This window comes from Bacillus sp. P4_E1, assembly GCF_056401715.1.
In genome coordinates, this window is sequence record NZ_JBFUIV010000008.1 from 32,672 (window position 1) to 57,362 (window position 24,691).

25 protein-coding genes and 1 riboswitch are annotated in these 24,691 nt (G+C 36.2%); of the genes, 11 read left to right on the forward strand and 14 right to left on the reverse strand.

The genetic code is table 11. From position 1 onward, the window contains the following. Positions 1–38 precede the first annotated feature (38 nt). The 5 genes from AC1DS7_RS12975 to phaR form a co-directional block, all read right to left on the reverse strand. The gene (locus tag AC1DS7_RS12975) at positions 39–1,388 is read right to left on the reverse strand and encodes a TrkH family potassium uptake protein (protein ID WP_002126155.1); all 1,350 of its coding nucleotides are present in this window, start codon (positions 1,386–1,388) and stop codon (positions 39–41) included. A 23-nt stretch (positions 1,389–1,411) separates the two neighbouring features. Beyond that, complete coding sequence (locus tag AC1DS7_RS12980; RefSeq protein ID WP_002030511.1) at positions 1,412–2,605, reverse strand: NAD(P)/FAD-dependent oxidoreductase; 1,194 nt, start codon at positions 2,603–2,605, stop codon at positions 1,412–1,414. 94 nt (positions 2,606–2,699) lie between these two features. Then, positions 2,700–3,785, reverse strand: a complete 1,086-nt coding sequence (gene phaC, locus AC1DS7_RS12985; RefSeq protein WP_000206840.1) for a class III poly(R)-hydroxyalkanoic acid synthase subunit PhaC — start codon at positions 3,783–3,785, stop codon at positions 2,700–2,702. Between the two features lie 83 nt (positions 3,786–3,868). After that, entirely contained in the window at positions 3,869–4,612 is a 744-nt protein-coding gene (locus AC1DS7_RS12990; RefSeq protein WP_002030515.1) for an acetoacetyl-CoA reductase, read from the reverse strand. A 152-nt stretch (positions 4,613–4,764) separates the two neighbouring features. Next, a complete protein-coding gene (gene phaR / locus AC1DS7_RS12995) occupies positions 4,765–5,247 on the reverse strand; it encodes a polyhydroxyalkanoic acid synthase subunit PhaR (RefSeq protein ID WP_000566956.1) in 483 nt (160 codons plus the stop codon). Between the two features lie 198 nt (positions 5,248–5,445). Between phaR and phaQ the strand changes: the two genes are divergently transcribed. The 7 genes from phaQ (at position 5,446) to AC1DS7_RS13030 (ending at position 10,917) form a co-directional block, all read left to right on the forward strand. After that, positions 5,446–5,898 carry a poly-beta-hydroxybutyrate-responsive repressor gene (phaQ, locus tag AC1DS7_RS13000; RefSeq protein ID WP_000903018.1) on the forward strand — a complete coding sequence of 151 codons (453 nt, stop codon included), beginning with the start codon at positions 5,446–5,448 and terminating at the stop codon, positions 5,896–5,898. A 42-nt stretch (positions 5,899–5,940) separates the two neighbouring features. Next, complete coding sequence (gene phaP, locus AC1DS7_RS13005; protein ID WP_002011575.1) at positions 5,941–6,465, forward strand: polyhydroxyalkanoic acid inclusion protein PhaP; 525 nt, start codon at positions 5,941–5,943, stop codon at positions 6,463–6,465. Between the two features lie 101 nt (positions 6,466–6,566). Beyond that, a complete protein-coding gene (locus tag AC1DS7_RS13010) occupies positions 6,567–7,010 on the forward strand; it encodes a MaoC family dehydratase (RefSeq protein WP_001067911.1) in 444 nt (147 codons plus the stop codon). Positions 7,011–7,152: 142 nt separating this feature from the next. Further along, positions 7,153–7,338 carry an alpha/beta-type small acid-soluble spore protein gene (locus AC1DS7_RS13015; RefSeq protein ID WP_000241212.1) on the forward strand — a complete coding sequence of 62 codons (186 nt, stop codon included), beginning with the start codon at positions 7,153–7,155 and terminating at the stop codon, positions 7,336–7,338. 113 nt (positions 7,339–7,451) lie between these two features. Then, positions 7,452–8,771 (forward strand): TrkH family potassium uptake protein, encoded by a 1,320-nt coding sequence (locus tag AC1DS7_RS13020; RefSeq protein WP_215588849.1) that lies wholly within the window; start codon positions 7,452–7,454, stop codon positions 8,769–8,771. Between the two features lie 38 nt (positions 8,772–8,809). Then, a riboswitch (yybP-ykoY riboswitch) is annotated at positions 8,810–8,982 on the forward strand. Positions 8,983–9,061: 79 nt separating this feature from the next. Beyond that, a complete protein-coding gene (locus tag AC1DS7_RS13025; RefSeq protein ID WP_002086840.1) occupies positions 9,062–9,856 on the forward strand; it encodes a TerC family protein in 795 nt (264 codons plus the stop codon). 209 nt (positions 9,857–10,065) lie between these two features. Continuing rightward, entirely contained in the window at positions 10,066–10,917 is an 852-nt protein-coding gene (locus AC1DS7_RS13030; protein ID WP_002011581.1) for a formate/nitrite transporter family protein, read from the forward strand. Positions 10,918–10,944: 27 nt separating this feature from the next. On the opposite strand, the gene AC1DS7_RS13035 is transcribed toward AC1DS7_RS13030, so the two are convergent. The 9 genes from AC1DS7_RS13035 to AC1DS7_RS13075 form a co-directional block, all read right to left on the reverse strand. Then, positions 10,945–11,256 carry a cyclic-phosphate processing receiver domain-containing protein gene (locus tag AC1DS7_RS13035; RefSeq protein ID WP_002064363.1) on the reverse strand — a complete coding sequence of 104 codons (312 nt, stop codon included), beginning with the start codon at positions 11,254–11,256 and terminating at the stop codon, positions 10,945–10,947. Between the two features lie 14 nt (positions 11,257–11,270). Further along, positions 11,271–11,993 carry a prepilin peptidase gene (locus AC1DS7_RS13040; RefSeq protein ID WP_002086842.1) on the reverse strand — a complete coding sequence of 241 codons (723 nt, stop codon included), beginning with the start codon at positions 11,991–11,993 and terminating at the stop codon, positions 11,271–11,273. 112 nt (positions 11,994–12,105) lie between these two features. Beyond that, the gene (locus tag AC1DS7_RS13045) at positions 12,106–12,816 is read right to left on the reverse strand and encodes a LutC/YkgG family protein (protein WP_215588848.1); all 711 of its coding nucleotides are present in this window, start codon (positions 12,814–12,816) and stop codon (positions 12,106–12,108) included. Beyond that, a complete protein-coding gene (locus AC1DS7_RS13050) occupies positions 12,816–14,237 on the reverse strand; it encodes a LutB/LldF family L-lactate oxidation iron-sulfur protein (protein ID WP_002011586.1) in 1,422 nt (473 codons plus the stop codon). The genes AC1DS7_RS13045 and AC1DS7_RS13050 overlap by 1 nt, the downstream gene beginning before the upstream one ends. Before the next feature lie 16 nt (positions 14,238–14,253). Then, the gene (locus AC1DS7_RS13055) at positions 14,254–14,973 is read right to left on the reverse strand and encodes a (Fe-S)-binding protein (RefSeq protein WP_002011587.1); all 720 of its coding nucleotides are present in this window, start codon (positions 14,971–14,973) and stop codon (positions 14,254–14,256) included. A 166-nt stretch (positions 14,974–15,139) separates the two neighbouring features. Next, on the reverse strand, positions 15,140–15,829 hold the full coding sequence (locus AC1DS7_RS13060; RefSeq protein ID WP_201053587.1) for a FadR/GntR family transcriptional regulator: 690 nt from the start codon (positions 15,827–15,829) through the stop codon (positions 15,140–15,142). 229 nt (positions 15,830–16,058) lie between these two features. After that, positions 16,059–17,459 carry a sensor histidine kinase gene (locus tag AC1DS7_RS13065; RefSeq protein WP_002011591.1) on the reverse strand — a complete coding sequence of 467 codons (1,401 nt, stop codon included), beginning with the start codon at positions 17,457–17,459 and terminating at the stop codon, positions 16,059–16,061. A gap of 3 nt (positions 17,460–17,462) precedes the next feature. Further along, the gene (locus AC1DS7_RS13070) at positions 17,463–18,134 is read right to left on the reverse strand and encodes a response regulator transcription factor (RefSeq protein WP_002126137.1); all 672 of its coding nucleotides are present in this window, start codon (positions 18,132–18,134) and stop codon (positions 17,463–17,465) included. After that, positions 18,131–19,102 carry a YncE family protein gene (locus tag AC1DS7_RS13075; protein ID WP_002030528.1) on the reverse strand — a complete coding sequence of 324 codons (972 nt, stop codon included), beginning with the start codon at positions 19,100–19,102 and terminating at the stop codon, positions 18,131–18,133. Before AC1DS7_RS13075 ends, AC1DS7_RS13070 begins: the two co-directional genes overlap by 4 nt. A gap of 288 nt (positions 19,103–19,390) precedes the next feature. On the opposite strand from AC1DS7_RS13075, the gene AC1DS7_RS13080 reads away from it, so the two are divergent. The 4 genes from AC1DS7_RS13080 to AC1DS7_RS13095 all read left to right on the forward strand — a co-directional run bounded on the left by AC1DS7_RS13080 (position 19,391) and on the right by AC1DS7_RS13095 (position 24,657). After that, positions 19,391–20,506: a CdaR family transcriptional regulator gene (locus AC1DS7_RS13080; RefSeq protein WP_476999025.1), complete on the forward strand. Its 1,116-nt coding sequence runs from the start codon at positions 19,391–19,393 to the stop codon at positions 20,504–20,506. A 117-nt stretch (positions 20,507–20,623) separates the two neighbouring features. Further along, the gene (gene glcD, locus AC1DS7_RS13085; RefSeq protein ID WP_149190278.1) at positions 20,624–22,036 is read left to right on the forward strand and encodes a glycolate oxidase subunit GlcD; all 1,413 of its coding nucleotides are present in this window, start codon (positions 20,624–20,626) and stop codon (positions 22,034–22,036) included. Next, on the forward strand, positions 22,033–23,361 hold the full coding sequence (locus AC1DS7_RS13090) for a (Fe-S)-binding protein (RefSeq protein ID WP_476999026.1): 1,329 nt from the start codon (positions 22,033–22,035) through the stop codon (positions 23,359–23,361). Before glcD ends, AC1DS7_RS13090 begins: the two co-directional genes overlap by 4 nt. A gap of 465 nt (positions 23,362–23,826) precedes the next feature. Continuing rightward, positions 23,827–24,657, forward strand: coding sequence for a CAP domain-containing protein (locus AC1DS7_RS13095; RefSeq protein WP_002030537.1), 831 nt, complete (start codon positions 23,827–23,829; stop codon positions 24,655–24,657). Positions 24,658–24,691: the final 34 nt, after the last annotated feature.

The window sequence follows — 24,691 nt, forward strand, 5'->3', positions numbered from 1 at the left end:
AAAACCATTCTACCTAACGCAGGTAGAATGGTTTCATACTATCCAATAATAATTCTCTCTTTCGGATATTTATAGCGAGGCGGTTGCTCTCTTCCGCCACTAGCTAAAATAAATGTCAAAATACCGACGCGTCCGATAAACATAAGTACAATAAGTACAAGTTTACCAACAGTTGTTAAATCAGGAGTAACACCTGTTGATAGTCCCGTCGTCCCGAAAGCAGAACAAACTTCAACGATTAAGCTCATAAGCGGTACATTTTCCGTAATAGATAAAATGAATAGCGCTGAGGCACATAATAAAATCCCCATCGTCATAACGACAGATGCTTTCAACACGTCCTCTTCATGTAGCTGACGTTTGAAAACTCGAACTGTTCTCCCGCCTCTTGCAAATGTATATAACGATAATATACTAACTGCAAATGTTGTTGTACGTATTCCGCCCCCAACTGAACTTGGAGATGCCCCAATGAACATTAATATACTCATAAATAAAAGCGTTGGTTGTGATAATTCACGTATGTCCATTGTAGCCAGTCCTCCACTTCGCGTCGTCACAGATTGGAATAATGTATAAAATACAGTTTCATGCCATGACTTTCCTACTAAAAAATGATTTCGTTCCAATAGAAAAATCATAATTGTTCCAACAATAACGAGTACAAAAAATGTCGTTGTCGTCAATTTTGTAAATAACGAAAAGCGAAATAGTTGTTGTCGTCTTTTACTAAGGAATTGTTTTACTTCCATTAACACTGGGAAACCGATAGCTCCTAAAATAATAAGCAACATATGAATCATTTGAACAATATAATCTTTTTTGTACGGAATAAGTGATTGTCCTGTTAAATCAAATCCTCCGTTCGTTGTTGCGCTCACAGCGGCAAAGAAACCGTGAAAATAAGCTTCTTGCCAAGTCGGGAAATATAGTAAGAACCTTGTACCTAACAGTATTGCTCCAATGAGTTCTATCGAAATAATTACAATTAAAATAGAACGCATCAATTCTACAAGGCCCGATAAATTCCCTTGGTTATGGTCTGCCATAATTAATCTTCTTCTTTGCAAACCAATCTTTTTCCCCGTTATAATCCAGACGAATGTACCAAGCGCCATAATTCCTAATCCGCCTAATTGTAAAATAAGGGCTAAAACAATAATTCCTGCCGTTGTAAACGTATCTGAAATCGTAACAACAGACAGTCCCGTAACACTTACCGCACTAACAGATGTAAATAGTGCATCGATAAATGTCCATTTCACTTCAGGCTTCGTAACAAATGGTAAACTAAGCAAAATTACCGATACGACTACTGCTAGTAAATAAAATACAACGATAAGTTGTACGGGACGTAACTTTTGTAAAAACTTTTTTATATCTCTCATTCCATCACTTCGCTACCTTTTTTCTATCGATTAAATAAAGAAAAATCATCACTTTCTTCATTTGTAAATAACTGCTGAAATAGTTTCGCAAATACCATTCCGTATACAGTTCCATTTCCCCCATACGGCAGTGCGTAATATAAATTATGTATTTTTTTATCTTCTTTTAAAATAGGAAGACCGTCATGACTGCCACCAAATGCTGCTGCCCAATAGTACTCTGCCCGTATATTTTTATACTGCGGGAACATTTCTTTTACAATGTTAATAAGAAGATCACGCTTATGCAATAATTTCGTATCGCCGATTTTTTGAATTTTCAGCGCCTCATCTAATCCGCCTATAACAATGCGATTTTGATACGTTCGACTATACAAATACGGACGTGCTGTTTCCCAAATTAACGATTGCTCATGCCAGCCTTCAAAATAATCTATCTTATTTGTCACAACGGCATAAGACGTTTCTACTGTTGTATTTTTTTCTTTCTTTCCAAAAATTGCTTCATAACCTGTCGCCATAATAATATTCTTTGCTACTATTTTATTTCCTGTATTCGTGTAACAAATTAAATCATTTTGGATTTGTTTAATATGTAATGCCTCTGTATGTTCGTATATAGTAGCGCCCATTTGTTTCGCTTTATGCAAAAGACTATGCGCTAATAAATACGGATTCACTTCTGCATCACCGCTTGTATATAACGCTGCTTGTTTTGCAAATGAGTAACGTTTCTTAATATCAGACTCTGTAAAATATTCAACCGGAAATCCATAATGGCGTAACGTATTATATTCTTCTTGTAAAAATGAAACATCCTCATCTCTACTTGCATAATACAAACTATTTCGCGGAATAAAATGGGGATCAATATCGAGAGTTGGCACAACCTTCTCCATTGTTTGCAGCGCTTCATAACAAAGTCTATATGCTCGTACCCCTTTCTCTTCACCAAATGTATGAATAAGAGAGGTTAACGATTTATCATGAACAAATTGTAATAATCCTGTATTTGCAGCTGTGCTACCACATGCAATTGCTCTTTTTTCAATGAGCATAACACGCATTCCAATTTTAGCTAACGAATACGCTATATGAGCACCTGCTTCTCCACTTCCAATTACTAGTACATCACATATCATATCATTTTCTAACGTTGGATAACAAGGTACAGAAACTCCAGCATTCCAAAACAACTTACCAGTCATAAGCTTCATAATTATACTCCTACAATGTAATTTTCTCCTTTCTATGTTTCGTCATTTTCCATAAAAAAATCCAACTAACATACGCTAGTTGGATTTCTTCTCTTTAATTAGAACGCTCTTCCAGCCAATTTCCAACCGTCGGATATGTTTGCTTTACAGCCGTTCCACCATACACGATAGACATATGTCCTGTCGGTAAACATACATACTGTTTATCTGTGCTAGAAATATGATCAAGTAAAGCTTCTACTTGACATGGCAGAGCAATGTGATCACGTTTCGCAGAAATATTTAAGACATTCGCCTTAATATTTGCAAGGTCTACCTTTTGTCCGCGAATAACGAGTTCACCCTTCACTAATTTATTATTTTGATAAAAATCACGAATCCATTGTCTATACGATTCACCTGGGAACGGAATACCATCGCCTACCCACTTTTGAACTAATTTCCAACTTTCGACGAAGCGCTCATTTTCTGAACGATCGACTAAAGCAACATATGGACCGACAAAGTTTGTAATTGGTTTTAACATCTTATTTCCGAAATCAATCATTTCTGGCGGAATATTTCCGAATGTATCAACCGCTTTATCTAAATTGAAATATTTCTCATCTAATAAAGGACCGTATAATCCTGTTTCAGAGAAATCAAAAGGACTTGTCATAAAAATCAAGTTACGAATTGGCATGTCCGGATGAAGCGCTGCATAAATAGATGTTAACGTTCCACCCATGCAATAACCAAGTAAAGAAATCTCGTCCGATTTTGCAGTTCTCATTACTTTTTTCACTGCTTTTGCAATATAATCGAACACGAAATCATCAAACTTCAAATGACTATCTTCTAAACCGAATGTGCCCCAATCAAGCATATACACATCAAAACCACGATCTACTAAATATTCCACTAAACTATTTCCTGGAGTTAAATCCATAATATACGGTTTATTAATAAGAGCGTATATTAATAAGATTGGAACTCTCTGTGTTTTTTCTTGTTTTGGAATGTAACGATACAGCTTCGTTTTATTCTTCGTCCAAATAACCTCTTTCGGTGTTAAACCAACTTGTGGTTCTGGTTCGCGTAATAAAACTTCGCTCGCTCTTTTCACACGGCGATATGCTTTACGATATTCTTCTGGGTACAACTCCAATTGCTTTTCCCATTCCGTTACGAATGTAGTCATTTTTCCTATCTCCTTTTTGGTCAATTTCTTTCTAAAAAAAGAAGTGCATTCCTGCTATGGATATGCACTTTTTTCTTACTTCATTACATGTATAATCCGCCGTTAATGTTTAATTGCTGACCTGTGATATACGCACCGTCACGGCATAGATATACTACACCTTTTGCAATTTCATCAGCTTGACCAAAACGTTTTTTCGGGATTTTCGCAACGATTTTTTGACGCACTTCTTCTGGTACTTCTGCTACCATTTCAGTATCAATAAATCCTGGGCAAATTGCGTTTACAGTTACATTTGTTCTTGCAAGTTCTAACGCTAATGATTTTGTAAACCCTAGCATACCTGCTTTTGCTGCTGAGTAGTTTGTTTGTCCAAATCCACCAGCTTGGCCAATAATAGAAGAAATACTAATGATTCTTCCTTCTTCTGCTTCCGATATGTATGGAAGTACCGCGCTTGTCGTATTAAATACACTGCTTAAGTTCACGTCAATTACGCGCTCCCAATCTTCACGATTTAACTTCTTGAATGTACGATCTCTTGTAATACCAGCATTATTAACAAGAATATCAACTTGACCAAAATGATTCACAGCTTCTTCTACAAGTCTGTTTGCATCTTCTACTTTAGAAACATCCGCTTGAACTGCATAAACGTCATGTCCTTCTTTTCCTAATTCATTTACTAAGTTTTCAGCTGCTTCTTTACTGCTGTTATAGTTAATAACTACTTTTGCTCCCTCTTGTGCTAATGCTACTGTGATTGCTTTTCCAATTCCTTTTGCCCCACCTGTTACGATTGCTACTTTGCCATTTAATTGAACCATTTCTTTTCCCCCTTAAATGAATTTGTGAACGATTGTTATGAATCATTTTGGTACTCATACTAATTGAGTCCATATATTAATTATGTTTCGTTGTTTATACATGAAAAGAGATTCTCCCTCCCTCTTTTACACGTTATAAACAAACGCCATTATCATTTTTTATTTTCTGGCTTATTTACAGGCTTTACTTCTTCTTTTACAGGTACTTGTAGTTTAGCTAGTACTGCATTTTGCTTTTCTAGCAATTCTAAAATTTGATCAACTTTCGTTTCTAACGTGCGCATATCTTGTTTTACTTTCGTAACATCACGCTTTAATGTAGGAGCTTGTCCTAATGAATCCACTTTCTCTTCTAGAATTTCCTCGATGTTATCAACTTTATTTTCTAAGTTAATAACAAGCGTAGCTACTCTAGCGATATCCTCTCTCGTCGGCACATTCACCTGTTCTAAATAATTTTTTGTCGTATCATTTAATGCTTTTTGATAAAACAAATTCAAATCTAGAACGCTGCCCATCCAAGCAGAATATTCTTCTGTTTTAATTGTTTCATTGAGCGCTTTTCCCCAAAATGTTTCGGTTTGTTCATAAGCATTTTTCCATGCTTGCAATGGATCGAATTTTTGATCAATCACTTCGACTACACTCCCTTTTTCGTTTTTGAAACAATTCAACCTATTCACTATTTTCTAATATTCCGAATAAAACTTCAAGTATATATTTTATTTTTCTTTATTTTCTAACAAATGTATTGACATTAAAAACAGATAGGTGTAAATTGCACTTATAAGCAAAAAATTCCATCTAACTGATTCATGAGGTGATGTACAATCATGCTACATAATGAACCAGAACACCCAGAAAGTTTGGAAAAAAACCAAGCGAAACAACCAAACTCCATGCCAAAAAACTTCTTAGTTCCTTTCTTACTTCTCTGTCTAAAAGACTGGAGTCTTCATGGTTACAAACTTATTCAAATGCTAATGGACATCGGCTTTTCTTCTGTTGACCAAGGTAATGTGTATAGGACACTACGCAAATTAGAAAAAGAAAATCTTATTTCTTCTACTTGGGATACAAGCGAAGGCGGGCCAGCGAAACGAATTTATTCTTTAACAGAATATGGAGAGCAATATTTAACAACATGTGCGACTTCTTTTGAACATTATCAAAATATGTTGCGGACGTTTTTCACGTTATACACCAATGCATTCTTTCCATTTTCTACTTCTCCAGAAAAGGATGAAAAGGATTCTTCATCTTCACCTGGTGGTACAGCAGAGTAATCTGCGTTCACAATATGCAAAAAAACATTTGGAGGTCAAACAATGGAAACTAAGCCATACGAATTAGTCGATGCATTTTGGAAAAACTGGTCTCAATCTCTTTCCCTCTTCTCTTCAGCTGGGAAACAATTAGAGCAACTTACTTTAGAAACGTTAAAACAACAACAAGACGCTTTGCATAAATTAACATCAGGAGTAGATGAACTAGAAAAAGAACTACACCAATTCACAGCTCAGTTCAATAACCAATATACAGACTATGTGAAGCAATTAACTGGAAACTCCTTAAATGATCAAATTAACGAGTGGCAAGAAAAGTGGAATGAGCTTTCTAATCAAATGCACCAACTTACTGTTTCGCCTACGAAAACATCTTTGTCTATTCTTACTCAAACTAGCGGCCAATTTGAAGAAACGACAAAACACTTTATCGAACAACAACAGTCGCAACGTGAAGAGGTTCAAAAACAGTTAGAAGTTTTTTTGGGAGAGTTCAAGTCCAAACAACTAGAACTCGCAAAGCAGTTCGAGGAAAACTCAAAAAATCTATTTACTTCCATCAAGTAAGAAAAATGTGGCAACTAACTGCAGCACAAACAAAACTCTTTCTTCCTCCTACTACATCAAGATGGCTTACATTTTTCGATATGGAAAAGAAGGAGGACAAAATGAATCCATTTCAAGAAGCACAAACTGTTCCGGAGCTTCGTTACGATGAGATTCAAGTCGGTGATCAAGCATCACTTACAAAAAAAATTACGGATGAGGACGTTATCAATTTTGCAAAATTGACTGGAGATGTAAATCCTATTCACATTCTAGACTCTTTTGCAAAAACGACAATGTTCAAAGAACGTATTGCCCATGGCATGCTCGTTTCAAGTTTTATTTCTACCATTCTTGGAACGAAACTTCCTGGCAAAAATACGATTTATTTATCACAAAACGTTTCATTCCGTGCTCCTGTCAAAATCGGTGATACACTTCGCGTTGTGGCAGAAGTTATTAAAAAACGGGACGATAAAAAAATTATCACATTGCAAACAAACATATATAATCAATCTGATGATATTGTCGTAGAAGGTACAGCGACAATACTGAAAAAAGAGTAGCAAATTTGCTACTCTTTTTTCTATCCAAGAACTTCTAATCACACCGTTTACTTCCGGGTATGAGTACGTCTTTTACACATAAAATAACATTACCAGATAGCACTTAGCTAAACTGGATTACTCTTTAAGGATGTGTATCAACATGGTGAAAACAAACAAATTACTAGTTCCGGGTGCAGAGCAAGCACTTGAACAATTCAAATATGAAATCGCACAAGAATTCGGTGTAAGCTTAGGATCTAATACAGCATCTCGTTCTAACGGATCAGTTGGCGGTGAAGTAACGAAACGTCTTGTTGCTTTAGCTCAACAACAATTACGCGGATAACTATATAACCTATGGCTTAGAGGCAGATATTCTCTGCCTCTTTCTTTTTTAACATACATAATAGTGCTTCTTCACATACTAGTAAGAGCAAATCGAAAGGAACGATATGTGAAATGAAACGGATTAACATTAGCATGAGTCCTCCCCGTGTTCTTACTGTATCTTTTATTATGCTATCAATTATCGGTACATGCCTATTGAAATTGCCAATTGCTACAACAACGTCTATTTCATGGCTCGATGCCTTATTTACAACGGTTTCTGCTTGTACGGTTACAGGGCTTGGTGTTGTGGACACTGGTAAAGTATTTACCTTATTTGGCCAATGTGTAATTTTAACACTTATACAAGTTGGCGGGCTTGGCATTATGAGCTTTGCTGTTTTAATCGCAATTATGCTCGGCAGAAAAATCGGCCTTCAAAACCGGATTTTATTACAACAAGCATTAAACCAAACAAATGTCGGCGGAATCATTCGTCTTGCAAAAGCATTATTTTTATTTTCTTTTACTGTAGAATGTATCGCTACTTTACTTCTCTCTTTTGAATGGGTACCAAAATATGGGGTTGCCAAAGGTATATATTATAGCTTTTTTCATTCTATCTCAGCCTTTAACAATGCTGGGTTTTCTGTGTGGAGCGATAATTTAATGCCGCACTCCCATAGCATTCTCGTCAATCTCGTTATTTCTTCCCTCATTATTTTAGGTGGGATTGGTTTTACGGTTATCGTAGATATAAAAAGAAAGAAAAACTTTAAAAACCTTACTTTGCACTCAAAGCTTATGCTCTCTTCTACTCTAATCGTCAATATTATTGCTACAGCTTTTATCTTCATATTTGAGTTCCATAATTCAATTTCCATGAGAGGTTTTACACCATTTGAAGAAGGTATGGCTGCTTATTTTCAAGCGGTTTCAACACGTACTGCCGGGTTTAATACTGTTGATATCTCTGCATTATCAAAACCTTCACTTTTATTAATGATGCTTCTTATGTTTATTGGTGCTGGCAGTGCTTCAACTGGTGGTGGGATTAAGTTAACGACTTTTTTGATTATGTTTTTCGGCGTATTTAAATTTTTGCAAGAACAAGATGATATTGTCGTGTTTAAAAAATCCATTAAAGATACGCTCATTGTCAAATCATTAACGATTACTATTATTTCAATTTCTTTTATTTTTCTTTCCATTTTAATTTTAAGCATCACTGAGAAGGTTCCTTTATTAATGAGTGCTTTTGAAGTATTTTCAGCATTTGGAACTGTCGGCCTTAGCATGAATTTGACGCCACACTTAACAATCATCGGCAAAACAATTATTATCTTTATGATGTTTTTTGGAAAGATGGGGCCTTTAACATTAGCCTTTTCATTTGCACGTAAAAAACAAAGAAAAATAAAATATCCCAACGAAGATATTTTAACAGGTTGACAACCGTATAAATTATCCATATAATGAGAGTACAATAGCATATCTCCAAAGGGGAGTAGCGTCCAAGAACTATTTCTTGGAAACAAAGTCGTCATTACGTAGAACTTAGTTCTTCCGGCTTTGTTGGCATTTTCATTACATATGTCTAGCAAGACCTTTGCCTATCAACGGCAGAGGTCTTTTTTGTTTTCAAATTCCTTCCACCGTTGATGAGCAGGAGTATGGGGAAACTAAACAGTGGGGAACTTCTTCACTTGTTTAGTCTTTATAGAAATGAGAGGAGAATGTACATGGATGTATCATTATTATTGGAGTATGGTTGGGTATTACTCATCCTAATTGCACTAGAGGGGATTTTAGCGGCTGATAACGCTCTCGTTCTCGCAATTATGGTAAAACATTTACCAGAAGAAAAACGAAAGAAAGCACTATTTTATGGATTAGCAGGAGCGTTCGTTTTCCGCTTCGGATCACTATTTATGATTTCGTTCCTAGTAGATGTATGGCAAGTGCAAGCAATTGGTGCGCTTTATCTTATGTTTATCGCGGGGAATCACTTATTTAAAACGTATGTTAAAAAGAATACACATGAAGAAACAGAAGAAAAAGAAGCAAAGAAAAAACAAGAGAACTTTTGGTGGACTGTATTTAAAGTCGAAGTTGCTGATATCGCCTTCGCAGTTGATTCAATTTTAGCTGCTGTTGCACTAGCAGTGACTTTACCGAAAACAGGATTAGGTACGATTGGTAGTCTTGATACAGGTCAATTTATCGTTATCTTTACAGGTGGACTTATCGGATTAGTTATAATGCGATTTGCAGCAACTGCTTTCGTACAAATATTAAAACGTAAACCAGGACTTGAAACTGCAGCATTTTTAATTGTAGGTTGGGTTGGTGTGAAATTAACAGTTTATACGCTAGCACACCCTGCTTTAAATGTCCTTCCGCATTCATTCCCAGAATCCACTCCGTGGAAGCTTACATTCTGGATTGTATTAGTTGGAATCGCAGTTTGCGGTTGGTTCTTCTCGAAAGAAGTAGAAGTAAAAGTAGAAAAGAATTTAGACGAAAAAGCGCTGTAATTACAGCGCTTTTTCTTTTTTCTCGTTTCAATTCCCCTCTCTATTTTTAGAAAAAATTCCATTATACTACCTTTTGTAAACGCTTCCTTTCTAGATGTATGTCCTTTTTGTGAAATATTGCACAAACTTATTGAAACTATGAACAAATCCATGTACCTTATTCATATAAGGAGTATTTATAGACGATGTATTAAAGGAGCGTATTACTCATGCTAGAACAAGGATTAGATTACGTTGTAAAACTGGCTAAGAGCAAAAAACAAATGCTAGATATAAATCCAATGCAATATTTCATTCGTGCTGCACTTGCGGGCATTTATATCGGTTTTATTATTGTACTATGTTTTAAATTAGGTAACTTTTTTCATATTGCAGATTCACCAGCAACATATTTAGCTTCCTCCATGTTTTTCGGAATTGCTCTCGTACTTATTATATATGGCGGCGCTGAATTATTTACTGGCAATACGATGTACTTCACAGTGGCAACTTTAAGAAAAGAAACAACGATTTCTGATACACTTCGTAACTGGGTTGCTTGTTATGCAGGTAACTTAGCTGGCGCTTTATTCTTTGCCTTACTATTTTACGCAACTGGAATTTTCGAAGCAATTGATCACAGTCATTTAATGAATAAAGTTGTTGAAGGAAAGATGAATACACCTACAATGCAATTATTCTTTAAAGCGATTTTATGTAACTGGCTCGTATGTCTTGCCTGCTTCTTACCTTCTCAAGTGAAAGGTGACACAGCAAAAATATTAATGATGATGATGCTCGTTTTCACTTTCTTTTTATCTGGTTATGAGCATAGCATTGCAAACTTATCACTGTTTGCTTTATCTTTAGTATCACCACATCCTGAGACAATTTCTTTTGCGGGCGCTATTCATAACTTAATTCCAGTTACAATCGGTAACATTATTGGCGGATCCGTATTTGTCGGTATGGTATATCATTACTTAACAAAGAAAGCACCTGTTGTTGAACAAGAGAAAACTCAATTAGTTGGAGCTCAAACGGAGGAAATTATTCCTTTACAAGCACATATGAAACATTAAAAACTCCAAAGTTTTACTTTGGAGTTTTTAGCTCCCTACATATTTCAAGGCAATATAAGGATTAATTTCCCCGTTTTCCTTCCCTCTCTCTATGCTCTTTTTCATCTGATGCATACCGATGACATCATTTGTATGAAGGTGAATTTCATTAACATATAAACCTTCGTTGCAGAAAGCTTCTACGAAATCTAACCCACTTTTTTGTCGCCATCCCATATTATAATCGAGGGAAATAATATTCACCTCATTATCCCTAACAATTTGCAAGGCAGATTCTACTGTAGTTGCCAAAACATATCCGTATGGGCAACTTCTTTGATCATCCATATATACATTCATTTTCTATCTCCTCTCTATTTTGCATATGTGACCAACACATAACATATTGCTCCAAGGCTAATAAAAGGTCCGAACGGAATTGGAGTTCTTATGTTTATACGTTTTAGTGCTATACCTATCCCGAAAAAACAAAGACTAAAGCAAGATGCTAAAAATAAAGTTATAAAAACCCCTTTCACTCCGACTATACATCCGAGTAACGAAAGTAATTTTACATCACCTCCGCCAAGACCATCTGGATAAATCTTTTGCATGCAATATAACAAAATGAATATAGTTCCACTACCAGCTAAACTATCTATCCAAGTAACTAACGGTACAAAAATACATTCTAAAATAAGCAAAAGTGCAAACCAAATTAAAATACGATTAGGTATTAACATATATACTAAATCTGTAACTGAAATAATTAGAAGTAACGAAAAAAGCGATAAAATGATGATGAGCTCTCTTTCCATTCCTATTACATATACAGTAAGAAAAAATAAACTGCCTGTAACAAATTCAAATACTATGTACAAACTTGAGATTTTGCTCTTACAATTCGTACAACGCCCTTTTTGTATACAAAATGAAATGATTGGAATAAGTTCTTTCGGCTGTAACGTATACTTGCAGTAATGACAGTACGAACGCGGTGTAATAATAGATTCCCCTACTGGAACTCTCATCGCAATCACCATAAAAAAAGAACCAAACACCATACCTATTAACAATGCATATAAATAAGTGAACATCCCTTCCTCTCCTTTCCAAAAGAACATAACAAAAAAAGGAGAGAACTTCTACTTCATATTATCTTTATTCTATTAAAAAAGCAGGCCGTTTTCCGGCCTGCTTTCCCCTATTTTATACGATGAAATATACTGCTTTTAACGGCCCGTGTACTCCGACAACAAGATTCATTTCAATATCCGCAGAGTTACTTGGTCCTGTAATAAAGTTAATACAAGATGCGACTGCTTCACCTTTTTCCACACGTGAGTTCATATCCTGAACTGCTTGCGTAATACGAGGTACAAGTGTTTCACGTGGAATAATAGCAAAGTATACAGTCGGTAAAAAGTGTAAAGAACGCCCTTGTCCTTTATGACTTTGTACAACAATCGTACCAGATTCAGCTAAAGTATAATCACTAAATGCAATACCGATATTCGCTTTTTCCGCTATACGCATATTCTCTTCTTTTTTCTCAGGATCCCATACATTTACCTCAACATTTTGCTTTGGAAGCTCTTCTTTAAATAAAGAAGTCAATCCATAGGAATCAAAACGTTCATCTGCTGATAATATAATAGGTCCTCCACCGTTTTCAACGATTATTTTTTGAATATCTTCACGTAAGCGGTCGTTTGTCGTTTCCACAACAGTTGTATGAATGTTTGTACATTGCTTTTTAAATACTTCTAACAATTCTTCTTGTGAATAATCTTTTAACGTTTCTACATTCACATTACTTTTCCATGCTGGACGTTCTACGCCTTCTGTTTTACGCGCGCGCCCAAGTTCTTTTGCGATATTATCTAGAAAGGACTCACGGTTTTGAATTAATCCTGTCATTATTTGTCCCCGCCTTTCTTATGATCTTTATACCAATCACGGAATCGTTCTTTACTTGGAGCTGGGAATTCACGAATATCCGTCCAGTTTTTAAGTGGTCCAACACCTTTTGATACACGGTTACCAGATGTAAATGGACTCATTGCTGCCGGTGCCATTTTCGATCCCATTTTATATAAAGCTGCTGAAGAAGCACCCATACTAAACATTTTCATTGCTAATTTTTCTGCAAGTGGGGCACGACCTTCTTGCTCAACGATGACTTGACGATGTTTTAATAATAAATCATGTAATGGAATTTTTACTGGACAAGCTTCTGTACATGCTCCGCATAAACTAGATGCATAAGGAAGCTCTTTGTAATCGTCATACCCACCTAAAAGTGGTGTTAATACCGCACCGATTGGTCCTGAATAAATAGATCCATACGAATGTCCACCAACGTGACGATATACGGGACATACGTTAACACAAGCGGCACAACGAATACATTGCAATATTGAACGGAATTCCGATCCAAGAATTTGAGAGCGGCCATTATCAACAACGACTAAATGAAACTCTTCCGGTCCATCTACCTCTTCCTCTTGAATTGGTCCTGCTACTGTTACATAACTTGTTAATTTTTGACCTACCGCACTACGACATAGTAAACCAACTAAAACATCTAATTCTTCCATTGTCGGAACCATACGTTCCATACCCATTACTGCAATTTGTGTTTTCGGAATCGACATGACAAGATCGGCATTACCTTCGTTCGTCACTAAACAAAGAGAGCCAGTATTTGCAACAGCGAAGTTACAACCTGTCACACCAATTTCTGCATCCATAAATTTCTCACGAAGTTGTTTACGAACAAACTTTGTCATTTCGTATGGATCATCAGAATTTTCATATCCAAGTTTTTCTTTAAATACATCACGAATTTGCGTTCTGTTTTTATGAAGTGCAGGCGCAATAATATGTGATGGTGGGTCGTTATCTACTTGCAAGATATACTCTCCTAAGTCACTCTCTAACACTTCACAACCAATCTCTTCAAGGGCATGATTCATACTAATTTCTTCAGTTACCATTGATTTTGATTTTACAACTTTCTTCGCTTGTTTCTTTTTTGCAACGTCTTGAATATACTTTGCTGCATCCTCTTTCGTTTTCGCAAAGTAAACGTGACCGCCTCTTTTTGATACATTTTCACTTAACTGCATTAAATAATAATCAAGATTTTCTAACGTATGTTGACGAATTTGTTCACCTAGTTCACGCCACTCTTCCCAGTTTCCCAACTCGTCAGCTGCTTTTAATCGATTTGTATATAAACGCGTTTGTGCAGAAGATACCGCTCCGCGCATAAACGAATCTTGAATTCCATCGCCAACGCGATCATTAAATTTTTTCTCACTGATTTTCATAGACATAGCTTATGTTCCCCCTTCATGAGCGACTATTCAAGACCTCAGCAATATGCATTACTTTTACTTCTTTTCCTAAACGCTCAATACGTCCGCCAATGTTTAACAAACACCCACAATCTGCACCGATTAAATAATCAGCACCTGTTTCCATTACACTATCTACTTTTTCATCTACCATTTGCTCAGAAATTGGAGTCATCTTAACTGAAAACGTTCCCCCAAACCCACAACAATTTTGCACGTTCGGCAGTTCTCTCACAATTAATCCTTTTACGCTTGATAATAAAATTCCTGGTGCCTCTTTTACTCCAAGCAGGCGTGTCATATGACAAGATTTATGAATAGTAGCTATCCCTGGTAAACTTGCACCAACATCTGTAACTTTTAAAACATCTACAATAAATTGTGTAAATTCATATGTTTTATCAGCAACCTTTTGTGCACGTTTAGCCCACTTCGGATCATCTTTAAAAACATGCGGATACTCATGAAACATTGTCGCACAAGATCCAGATGGCGTAACGATATATTCTGCATCTTCGAAAGTTTCAATCATATGTTTCATCGCTTCTTTTGCTGCTTCTACATGGCCGCTATTATAAGCAGGCTGACCACAACAAACTTGTGCTTCTGGAAATTCAATTTCACAACCTAAACGCTCCAATACTTCAACTGTTGCTTTACCGACGTTTGTTTCAAACATATCGACTAAACAAGTAACAAATAAAGTAACTTTCATAACTATAATTCCCCCTCATTACAACTCCGCCAAAAATCATATGGTCATCAGATGACTAAGATTAGAAGAAGTAGGCTCAACCATGGCCTATCCTCTCCCTCTTCTAAAGAAAACGCTTACTTAATCTCTCTATTTTATCAGAAAATTAGATTTTTAAAAGATTAAATTACGAATTTATATCGCTTTTACCTGTGACAATATGTTCTACATTTGTTAAATGATCTAGCATCGCTTGCTGCGCTAATTCCACATCTTGCTTTAACACCGCATCATATATAGATTGATGCTCTTCTAAAAGTCGTTCTGATGTTGTTTGTTCACCATATAAAATAATGCGTCTTGATTCACCAATCGTTTCAGCAATCATCTCTGAAACATGATTCATGAGCTCAAGCAAGATGTTATTATGCGAAGATTCTGCAATTCCCATGTGAAAATGAAAGTCTGCTTTTTCGCCAGCCTTCTCATCTCCAATGCTCTTTGCCATTTCATCTAACCACTGCTTCATATTTTGCAAATTAGCTTCCGTACGTTTTGCCGCTGCCGCTCGAACTGCCCCCACTTCGAGCACCTTCCGTACTTCTAATAAATTCAAAATATCCTCTTTCTTCATTAATAACTTGTTATTTAGTGATTTTGTTAATGAAGAAGGATCGAAATTCCTTACATATGTACCTTCTCCTTGTTTCATTTCAATTAAGCCCATTGCTCTTAGCGCACTTAGCGCTTCACGAACAGCAGATCTGCCAACTTGAAACTGCTCAGCTAATTGATGAACAGGAAGTAGTTTGTCACCAGGTTTTAACGTACCATTTTTAATCATTGTTAAAATAGCTTCAGATACTTCTTCGTAAATTTTTTTCGGTTTAATAGATTTGTACTCCAGTTAAATCACCTCAGTATCTTCCAAACAACAATTGTAACGTTTTATAAGAACTTAGCATCCATAACTATTTTAGAACGAATTAGTAAGAAGTACAAATGTTTTGTTCATAAAATAGTCAAATTTTTGATATTTGTTTGATATTAATTAATACATTTACGCGTAACTATTTACCTTCAATATGAAGAGCATATTCCAAAAGTTAGAATATGCTCTCCTCATCTTGTGCTTTTAATTTAATACTAACTGTCGTGCCCTTACCTTTTTCACTTTCTATTCTCCACTCACCGTCATGTATATGAACAATTTGCCTTACAATTGCAAGACCTAAACCTGTTCCACCGTGTTGACGACTTCTCGCTTTATCTACTCGGTAAAAGCGTTCCCCCAGATTTTCTAAATGCTCTCTATCAATACCTATTCCTGTATCTTTTATGTGCAATTCACAATAATCATCGATTTGCTTTAATGTTATTATGATATCCCCGTTTTGATTTGTATAACGTATCGCATTATCTAATACATTATGAAGTACTTGTTGCATACGATCCTCATCAATCATTACGATAATTTCAGGATTTAAATTCGTTGAAATACGAAGGTTTTTTTCTACAAACTGTAACTCGTACGTATTTAGTACATCTTCAATAAGCTGTGAAAAAACGATAGGTTGTTTCTTTAAGGGAAAGTGTTCACCTTCTAGCTGCGCTAGATCTAATAAATCATGAACGAGGCGCTGCATGCGACCTGCTTCTTTATGAATAAGTTGCGTTACTTTTTCCTGCTGCGGCCCCTTCGCTACACCGTCTAAAATAGCTTCACTATATCCTTTAATATAACTAAGCGGTGTTCTAAGTTCATGCGAAACATTAGCTAAAAATTCCTTACGCTTTACATCTTCTGTTTCTAAGGAATTTGCCATTTTATTAAAGGCTTTTCCCAATCGTCCAATTTCATCTTCTGAAGAAATTGTAATCCGCTCTGAGAAATCTCCAGTAGCCAAATGATTTGCAACTCGTTCCATTTGCGAAAGCGGTCTCGTAATGGCGATAATAATTTTTCTACCAATCCATATTGTAATTAAAATCATTGCAAGTGCTAACGGCGCTAAAATAAGACCCATATCAAATATTAAGTCTTTTATACTTTTTAAAGGAATATAAGAGTATACAATACCAACTAATTTTTTATTATCTAAAACAGGGATGACAACACCCATAATATTACGATCAAAATGTTCTTCATACCCTATCTTTGTCACTGTTTTCCCATCTAATAGCGCCTGTCTATCCCCTTCACTTATAAGAGAATGATGGTGAACATCAAAAGGCAAACATGCGCTTAAATCACGCGGATTGTATACGAAAAGGACATCTGAACTAGATATTTGATCATATGCCCTTACTTTCTCTTCAAAAGTGGATACTCCTTCACGTTTATCATATTGCGTGGCAAGACGTTTCCCTTCCATTACTAATGAATCTTTTAAATTATCAACGTATAACTTTTCATATGAGTATAAAGATACAAAATAAAGAAAGGAAACTGTTACACATACTGCACATACTACTGTAAGCCAAAGCTTTTGTACCATCGTAAACATACGTTACACCTCAAATTTATAACCTACACCCCAAACGGTTTGAATGTAGTTTCCACTTTCTCCTAGCTTTAGACGCATCGTTTTCACATGCGTATCTACCGTTCTTGTACTTCCTGCATAATCATATCCCCACACCTTTTCAAGCAATTGTTCCCGGCTAAATACTTGTCCATTATGTTGGCAAAGAAAATATAGTAAATCGAACTCTTTTACCGTAAGAGGAATCGTCTCACCATTCGTCTCGACCCTCCTACTTTTTTCATTAATAAGAATCGGTCCAAATTGAATCTCTTCTTGCTGTTCTTGCTTTGTATATCGTCTTAAAACAGCTTCCATACGAGCAATTAGTTCCCCGGGACTAAATGGTTTTACAATATAATCATCTGCTCCCATACGTAAGCCGTTCACCCTATTCCACTCTTCACCTTTTGCTGTTAAAAATATAATAGGTACATCCGACGTTTTTCGAATCTCTTTACAAACTGAAAGCCCATCCATCTCAGGCATCATAATATCTAGTACAACGAAATCGTAATGATCCGTCTCTAATTTTCGAAGTGCCTCTTTTCCATTTTCAGCTTCTCCCCACTCGTATCCGAAGTTATCTAAGTACATTCCGACAAGTTGCCTCATATCACTTTCGTCATCTACGACTAGCACGTTATATTTACTCATTGTCCTTCCCCTTCTCTCTCTATGAGTTGAAACGGTCCTTTTCCGACTTTAATTGTTTGTTTTATTTTCATATTCTTCATATCCATTACGCATACTTCATCGCTATCATAACTAGCTACATATCCTTCTGCACCGCTTTTCAAAAATGCAAATGGATTAGATCCTACTTCTACAAATCCTACCTCTTGATACGTACTTGCATCAAACTTTCTAAGCGTATTTGAACCGTGACTTAGCGCATATACATACTTATCATCCTTTGTTATATTCACAGGCATAAACGGAGCATGTAAAGAACGCATCATCTCTCCGCTCTGTAAAGAATACACTAATACTTTCTCATTCACTTGACTTCCATCACCATGTCCACCAATCCATATTTCTTTCCCATCAGCGCTAACCGTTGCTCCTGTTGATGCTGGTGGAATCATAAAGGACTGTATCACTTCTTTTTTCTTTGTATCAATGGTCGTTAGTTTCGTATCATAAAAGTTGAGTACAGATAACTGGTTATGATGCTCTACCATCGTTATCGGCCCTTTTCCTGTTGAAACACTCCCTGTCTCTTTTCCTTTTATCGCAAAGAACCTTACCTTTTGTTCATTTTGATCGGCAGCAAATAATTGTGTTCCATCATCTGATGCGATAACATTAGCAATTCCTTTTCCAGTCTTATATTTGTCCACTTGTCTTCCTTCTGCTAGTGAATATACATACATATATTCTAATTGCTTACCATAAACAAGTATTTCCTCACCATTTGGAAGTAGCGTAACCCCCGCAATCGGCTCATTTAATTCCCATGTTGTTAATAGCTTCTTTGTTTTTTTATCAATAAAACTAATACTACCTTCCTTTATATTCGTTGTTATAATAACACTTTTATCTTTAGCAATCGGTGTATACGAACTTCCTTGACACCCTACTAATAGAAATAAAAAACAGAGAAGAAAAACATACTTTCTCAAAAGATTCCCTCCATCTTCGGATGATTTCGTTATAATTGTAAAATAACAAATAAATGTGTGGAAAATGTGAAATCTTCCTTTATTAATAAAGTGAAACTTTAATCAGTGGGGGTTTTCTTCATCCACCACTGATTATTAGTTGAACCAATCGGGCTTTTATGGGCAGTTGATCCCCCATCTAACTTCTTTGCTTTCGCTGAATTTTGAGGTGGGGGTCTTACTGCCCATTAATGCGGGATAAACTTACATATATAATGTACAACAAATAGAATTTGAGGTGTGTAAATTATGCTTTTTCCTGATTTAGCGAATAAAATTGTACGTGAAGTACGCAGATTAATTACTGAAAACATTATTATTATTAATATACAAGGCGTTATTATCGCAAGTACAGATGCGGAAAGAATCGGTCAATTTCATGAAGGTGCACTCCGCTGTGCGAAACAAAAGAAAACTGTCATTATTACAAAAGACGATGAACGACGACTGCAAGGTGTAAAAGCTGGGATGAACCTTCCTTTACTATTCCATGACGAAGTAATCGGCGTGATTGGAATTACAGGAGAACCTGAAAATATTTCACAATACGGAGAAATATTACGTAAGATGACAGAATTATTAATTCATGAAAACTACTTTTTAGAACAACTAGAACTTGAGCACCGTTCTTATGAAGCATTTGTCTTTGATTGGCTTCAAAATACAGACTGGTTTCCAAGTTTTCTCGATCGTGCAAAAACGCTTGGCATTGATTTATATAAGAAGAAACAACTTATTTTATTATCAATCGCCCAAGATAATACGATGCTCCAGCGTAAAATTTGGCAACATATGCGCAACATTTTAGCAAAAGAAAATTTATTTGTTCGCTGGGGAAATGATCGGTTTATTTTGTTTACAACAATCCAATCCAAAGAGCAAACCTTTCAATTTTTAAAACGGTTAAAACAAGACTGTGAAACTTTATTTTCTATTACTTTATATATCGGGATTGGACAAACAGTTACGCCAAGCAATATGAACTTATCGTACGAACAAGCATTACGCGCCCTTTCAGTATCACTTGAAACGAAAAAAATTGTATTTAATGAAGATTTACGTTTAGAAATGTGTTTACAAGATATTTCTACTGAAACTCGAGAACAGTTTCTAGAGCGTACCATTGAAAACTTAGTATCATCTCCTGAGCTTATGCACACTTTACGTTTATTTATCGATTATAACCAATCTTATAAGCAGACAGCTGAGCAATTACATATACACATTAACACATTGCATTACAGGCTAAAAAAGATTGAAGAACATACAGGACTTGACCCGAAACAATTCAAAGATTTAAATGTTTTATACTTCGCACTCCTCTTATTAGATAATCATACAAAAAATAACGATAAAATTGATTAATCTTTAGATGATTGTACATAGAAAGAATCCTCCAACTTTTTTATCATTATAATGAAAGCACTGTTACAACGTTTTTTATTATGACGAAATACGTTAACAGTTTGAGGGGGATTTCCAATGTTAGAAAAGCAAATTATTGATTCATTCGTATCTATTGTTGGCGAAGATAATGTAGATACATCCAATATGGGGCGTTTAACTTATAGTTATGATGCCACTCCAAACTTCCAAGCGATGCCTGATGCAGTCATTGCTCCTCGTAATACAAATGAAATAGCAGACGTGTTAAAAGTGTGTAACACTCATAAAATCCCAGTATACGTTCGCGGGTCTGGAACAAATCTTTGCGCTGGAACGTGTCCACTTGAAGGTGGTATCGTCCTTATTTTCCGCCATATGAACAATATTTTAGAAATTGACGAAGAGAATTTAACAATTACTGTACAAGCTGGTGTTATTACACTTGATATTATTAAAGCAGTAGAAGAAAAAGGTTTATTTTATCCACCAGATCCAAGCTCTATGAAAATTTCTACAATCGGCGGTAACATTAATGAAAACTCCGGCGGATTACGTGGTTTAAAATATGGCGTAACACGTGATTATGTAATGGGGCTTGAACTTGTCTTACCGAACGGCGATATCATTCGTACTGGTGGTAAATTAGCAAAAGATGTCGCTGGTTATGATTTAACTCGTTTATTTATTGGTTCTGAAGGAACACTTGGTGTTGTTACGGAAGCTATATTAAAACTTGTCCCTATGCCTGAAACGAAGAAAACGATGCTTGCGCTATATGAAGATATTAACGAAGCTGCTCGAGCTGTTTCTGCTATTATTGCAAATAAAATTATTCCGGCGACACTTGAGTTTTTAGACCAACCAACAATTGAAGTTGTAGAAGAGTTTGCACAAATCGGTTTACCAACTGACGTTAAAGCAATTTTATTAATTGAACAAGATGGCCCGCCCGAGGTTGTCAATCGAGATATCGAAAAAATGGCTAACGTTTGCCGTGCTATGAATGCGGTCGATGTTCGCGTTGCAAAAGATGAAGCCGAAGCAGATGCGCTTCGTACAGCACGCCGGAGTGCACTATCAGCACTTGCAAGACTAAAACCGACAACAATATTAGAAGATGCAACTGTACCACGTTCACAAATCGCTCCAATGGTTGAAGCAATTAATGCAATTGCAAAGAAATTTAATATTCCTATTTGTACTTTTGGTCATGCTGGTGATGGTAATTTGCATCCGACTTGTATGACAGATGCCCGTAATGAAGACGAAATGCACCGTGCTGAACAGGCTTTTGCTGAAATATTTGCGAAAGCGATTGAGCTTGGTGGTACGATTACCGGCGAACATGGTGTTGGCGCGATGAAAGCTCCGTATTTAGAAATGAAATTAGGTAAAGAAGGTATTGCTGCTATGCAAGGGATTAAACAAGCCTTCGATCCAAACAACATTATGAATCCTGGAAAGATGTTCGCGAAAGACTCTCGTAAAAGAGTGGTGGTTGAGCGATGACCACATTAAATAAAGAAAACATTCAAAAGGAATTTAAAGAACGATTAAGTGAAGATGAACTACTAAACTGTATGCGATGCGGCTTTTGTTTACCAACTTGCCCTACTTACATTCAATCTGGGTATAAAGAATCACATTCCCCACGCGGACGTATCGCCTTAATGAAAGCCGTCGTTGATGGTTTAATTGAGCCGGATGAAGATGTTGAAGATACATTAAATGTTTGCCTTGGCTGCCGCGCTTGTGAACCTGTTTGTCCATCTGGTGTGAATTATGGACATTTATTAGAAGAAGCTCGTGATATTATTAATCAAAATAAAAAGTTCTCCATGCCCGTGAGAGCTGTTCGTAAAGTTGTTTTTGACGGACTATTCCCGCATCAAAACCGAATGCGAACATTAACAGGACTAATCGGATTTTACCAGCGTTCTGGTTTACAAACGCTAACACATAAAACAGGTATTATGAAGTTATTCCCTGAAACACTTGCAACGATGGACCTCGTTTTGCCAAAAATCCCTAAAATGAAAGCAATGAAAGATCGTCCTGAATTTTTACCTGCTGAGGTGGAAAAGAAGAAACAAGTTGCATTCTTCACAGGCTGTTTAATGGATACGATGTTTTTAGAAACAAATAACGCAACGATGAAACTTCTTCAGTTAGCTGGTTGTGATATCGTTATTCCGAAAACACAAAGTTGCTGCGGGGCATTACATGGGCATGCTGGTGAAAAGAGTGGAGCAAAAGAATTAGCGAAACGAAATATACAAGCGTTCGAAGATTTACAAATCGACTATATCATTACGAATGCAGGTGGTTGCGGGGCTTATCTCGTAGATTATGATTATCTGTTAAAAGATGATCCCAAATGGGCTGAACGCGCAAAGCAATTTGTTTCTAAAATTAAAGATATTACTGCTATACTAGTAGAACTAGATTTCCATAAACGTAATGACTTACGACTCACGCCGCAAATCATTACGTATCAAGACTCTTGTCATTTACGTAATGTTATGCGAACATCTTCTGAACCTCGTATGTTACTAGAGGCCATTCAAGGCGCAACATACCGCGAAATGAAAGATGCAGACCGCTGCTGTGGTTCTGCTGGTATTTATAATATTGTCCATTCGGAGTTATCAATGGAATTTCTAGATTACAAAATGGACCGTGTACATGAAACAGATGCAGCGACAATTGTTACTGCAAACCCTGGATGTCTATTACAAATGAAACTAGGTATTGAACGTGAAGGTCTTTCTCATAAAATGAGAGGAATTCACATTGTTGATCTATTATTAGAAGCAATTGAAACCAACTCGTAATAACTCGTAACATACGTAATAATAGGAAAACGGCTATCTCCTTCGTCTATGTAAAGAGATAGCCGCTTTTTTGTCCGCTACAACATTAAAAATATGTTACTTTATTATAAAAAAGAACAACAGAAACATTACAGTTTTGTAAAAATACATCCAGTATATTCCTCAAAAAAATGCTAAAATCATTGATACAATAGGATTCTTCATTTTTAATATAGGTACATTTTTCCAAAAACCCCCTCTTAAAACCAAGTATAAAAATGCTGAAAATTCCTTTTATACTCTATGTTTCTCTTATTTCATCCCTTTCCTCCTCTTAGGATAAATTAGGAAAATTTTAAGTCTATGAATTTTTTTCCATCTTTTTTCTCGCAAATTGTATGCTACGATGAATTGGTCAGTCAGACAGGCTGTCAAAAACAAATCGTGTGAAAACAAATTAAAACTTTATATAGGGGGACACACATCATGAAAAAGCGTGTTTTATTATCTGTAGCTGCTGCAACAGCTCTTACTTTAGGAGTATCTTCTTTAGATGCACAAGCTGCAACAGTACAACCATCTAACATAAAGGTTCAAAATATTCAGCATTCAAAAATGATGATGAAGCAAATGAGCCAACAAGAATTACAAGCATTCTTACAATCTATGGGAGTTGAATCATTAGCACAATGGAACCAAGGACAATTCCAACAAGATTGCTTCATTCCTGGTCAACAGCCTACTGAAAATGTTGTTACTGAACAACCAACAGCTAAGCCAGAAGCTCAAAAGCCTGCTGAGGAAACTCAAAAACCAGCTGAACAAAAGCCTGCTGAAGAAGTTGCTAAACCAGAAGCTCAAAAACCAGCTGAAAACAACAATACTCAAAACGAAACACAAAAACCTGCTGAGCAAAAGCCTGCTGAAGAAGCAAAATCTTTAAGCGAATTCGAACAACGCGTTGTTGAATTAACAAACGCAGAGCGTACAAAACAAGGCTTATCAGCATTACAAATCGATACTGAATTAAGCAAAGTAGCACGCATTAAGTCTGAAGATATGCAAAAAAACAACTACTTTGATCATAACAGCCCTACATACGGGTCTCCGTTTGACATGATGAAGAAATTTGGTATTTCTTATAAATCTGCAGGTGAAAACATCGCCCAAGGACAACGTACTCCAGAAGAAGTTGTACAAGCTTGGATGAACAGTGCTGGACACCGTGCAAACATCTTAAATAGTGGCTTCACTCATATCGGTGTTGGCTATGTAGAAAGCGGCAACTACTGGACACAACAATTTATTACGAAGTAAATAAAAAGAGAGTCTTCTAGGAGAAGACTCTTTT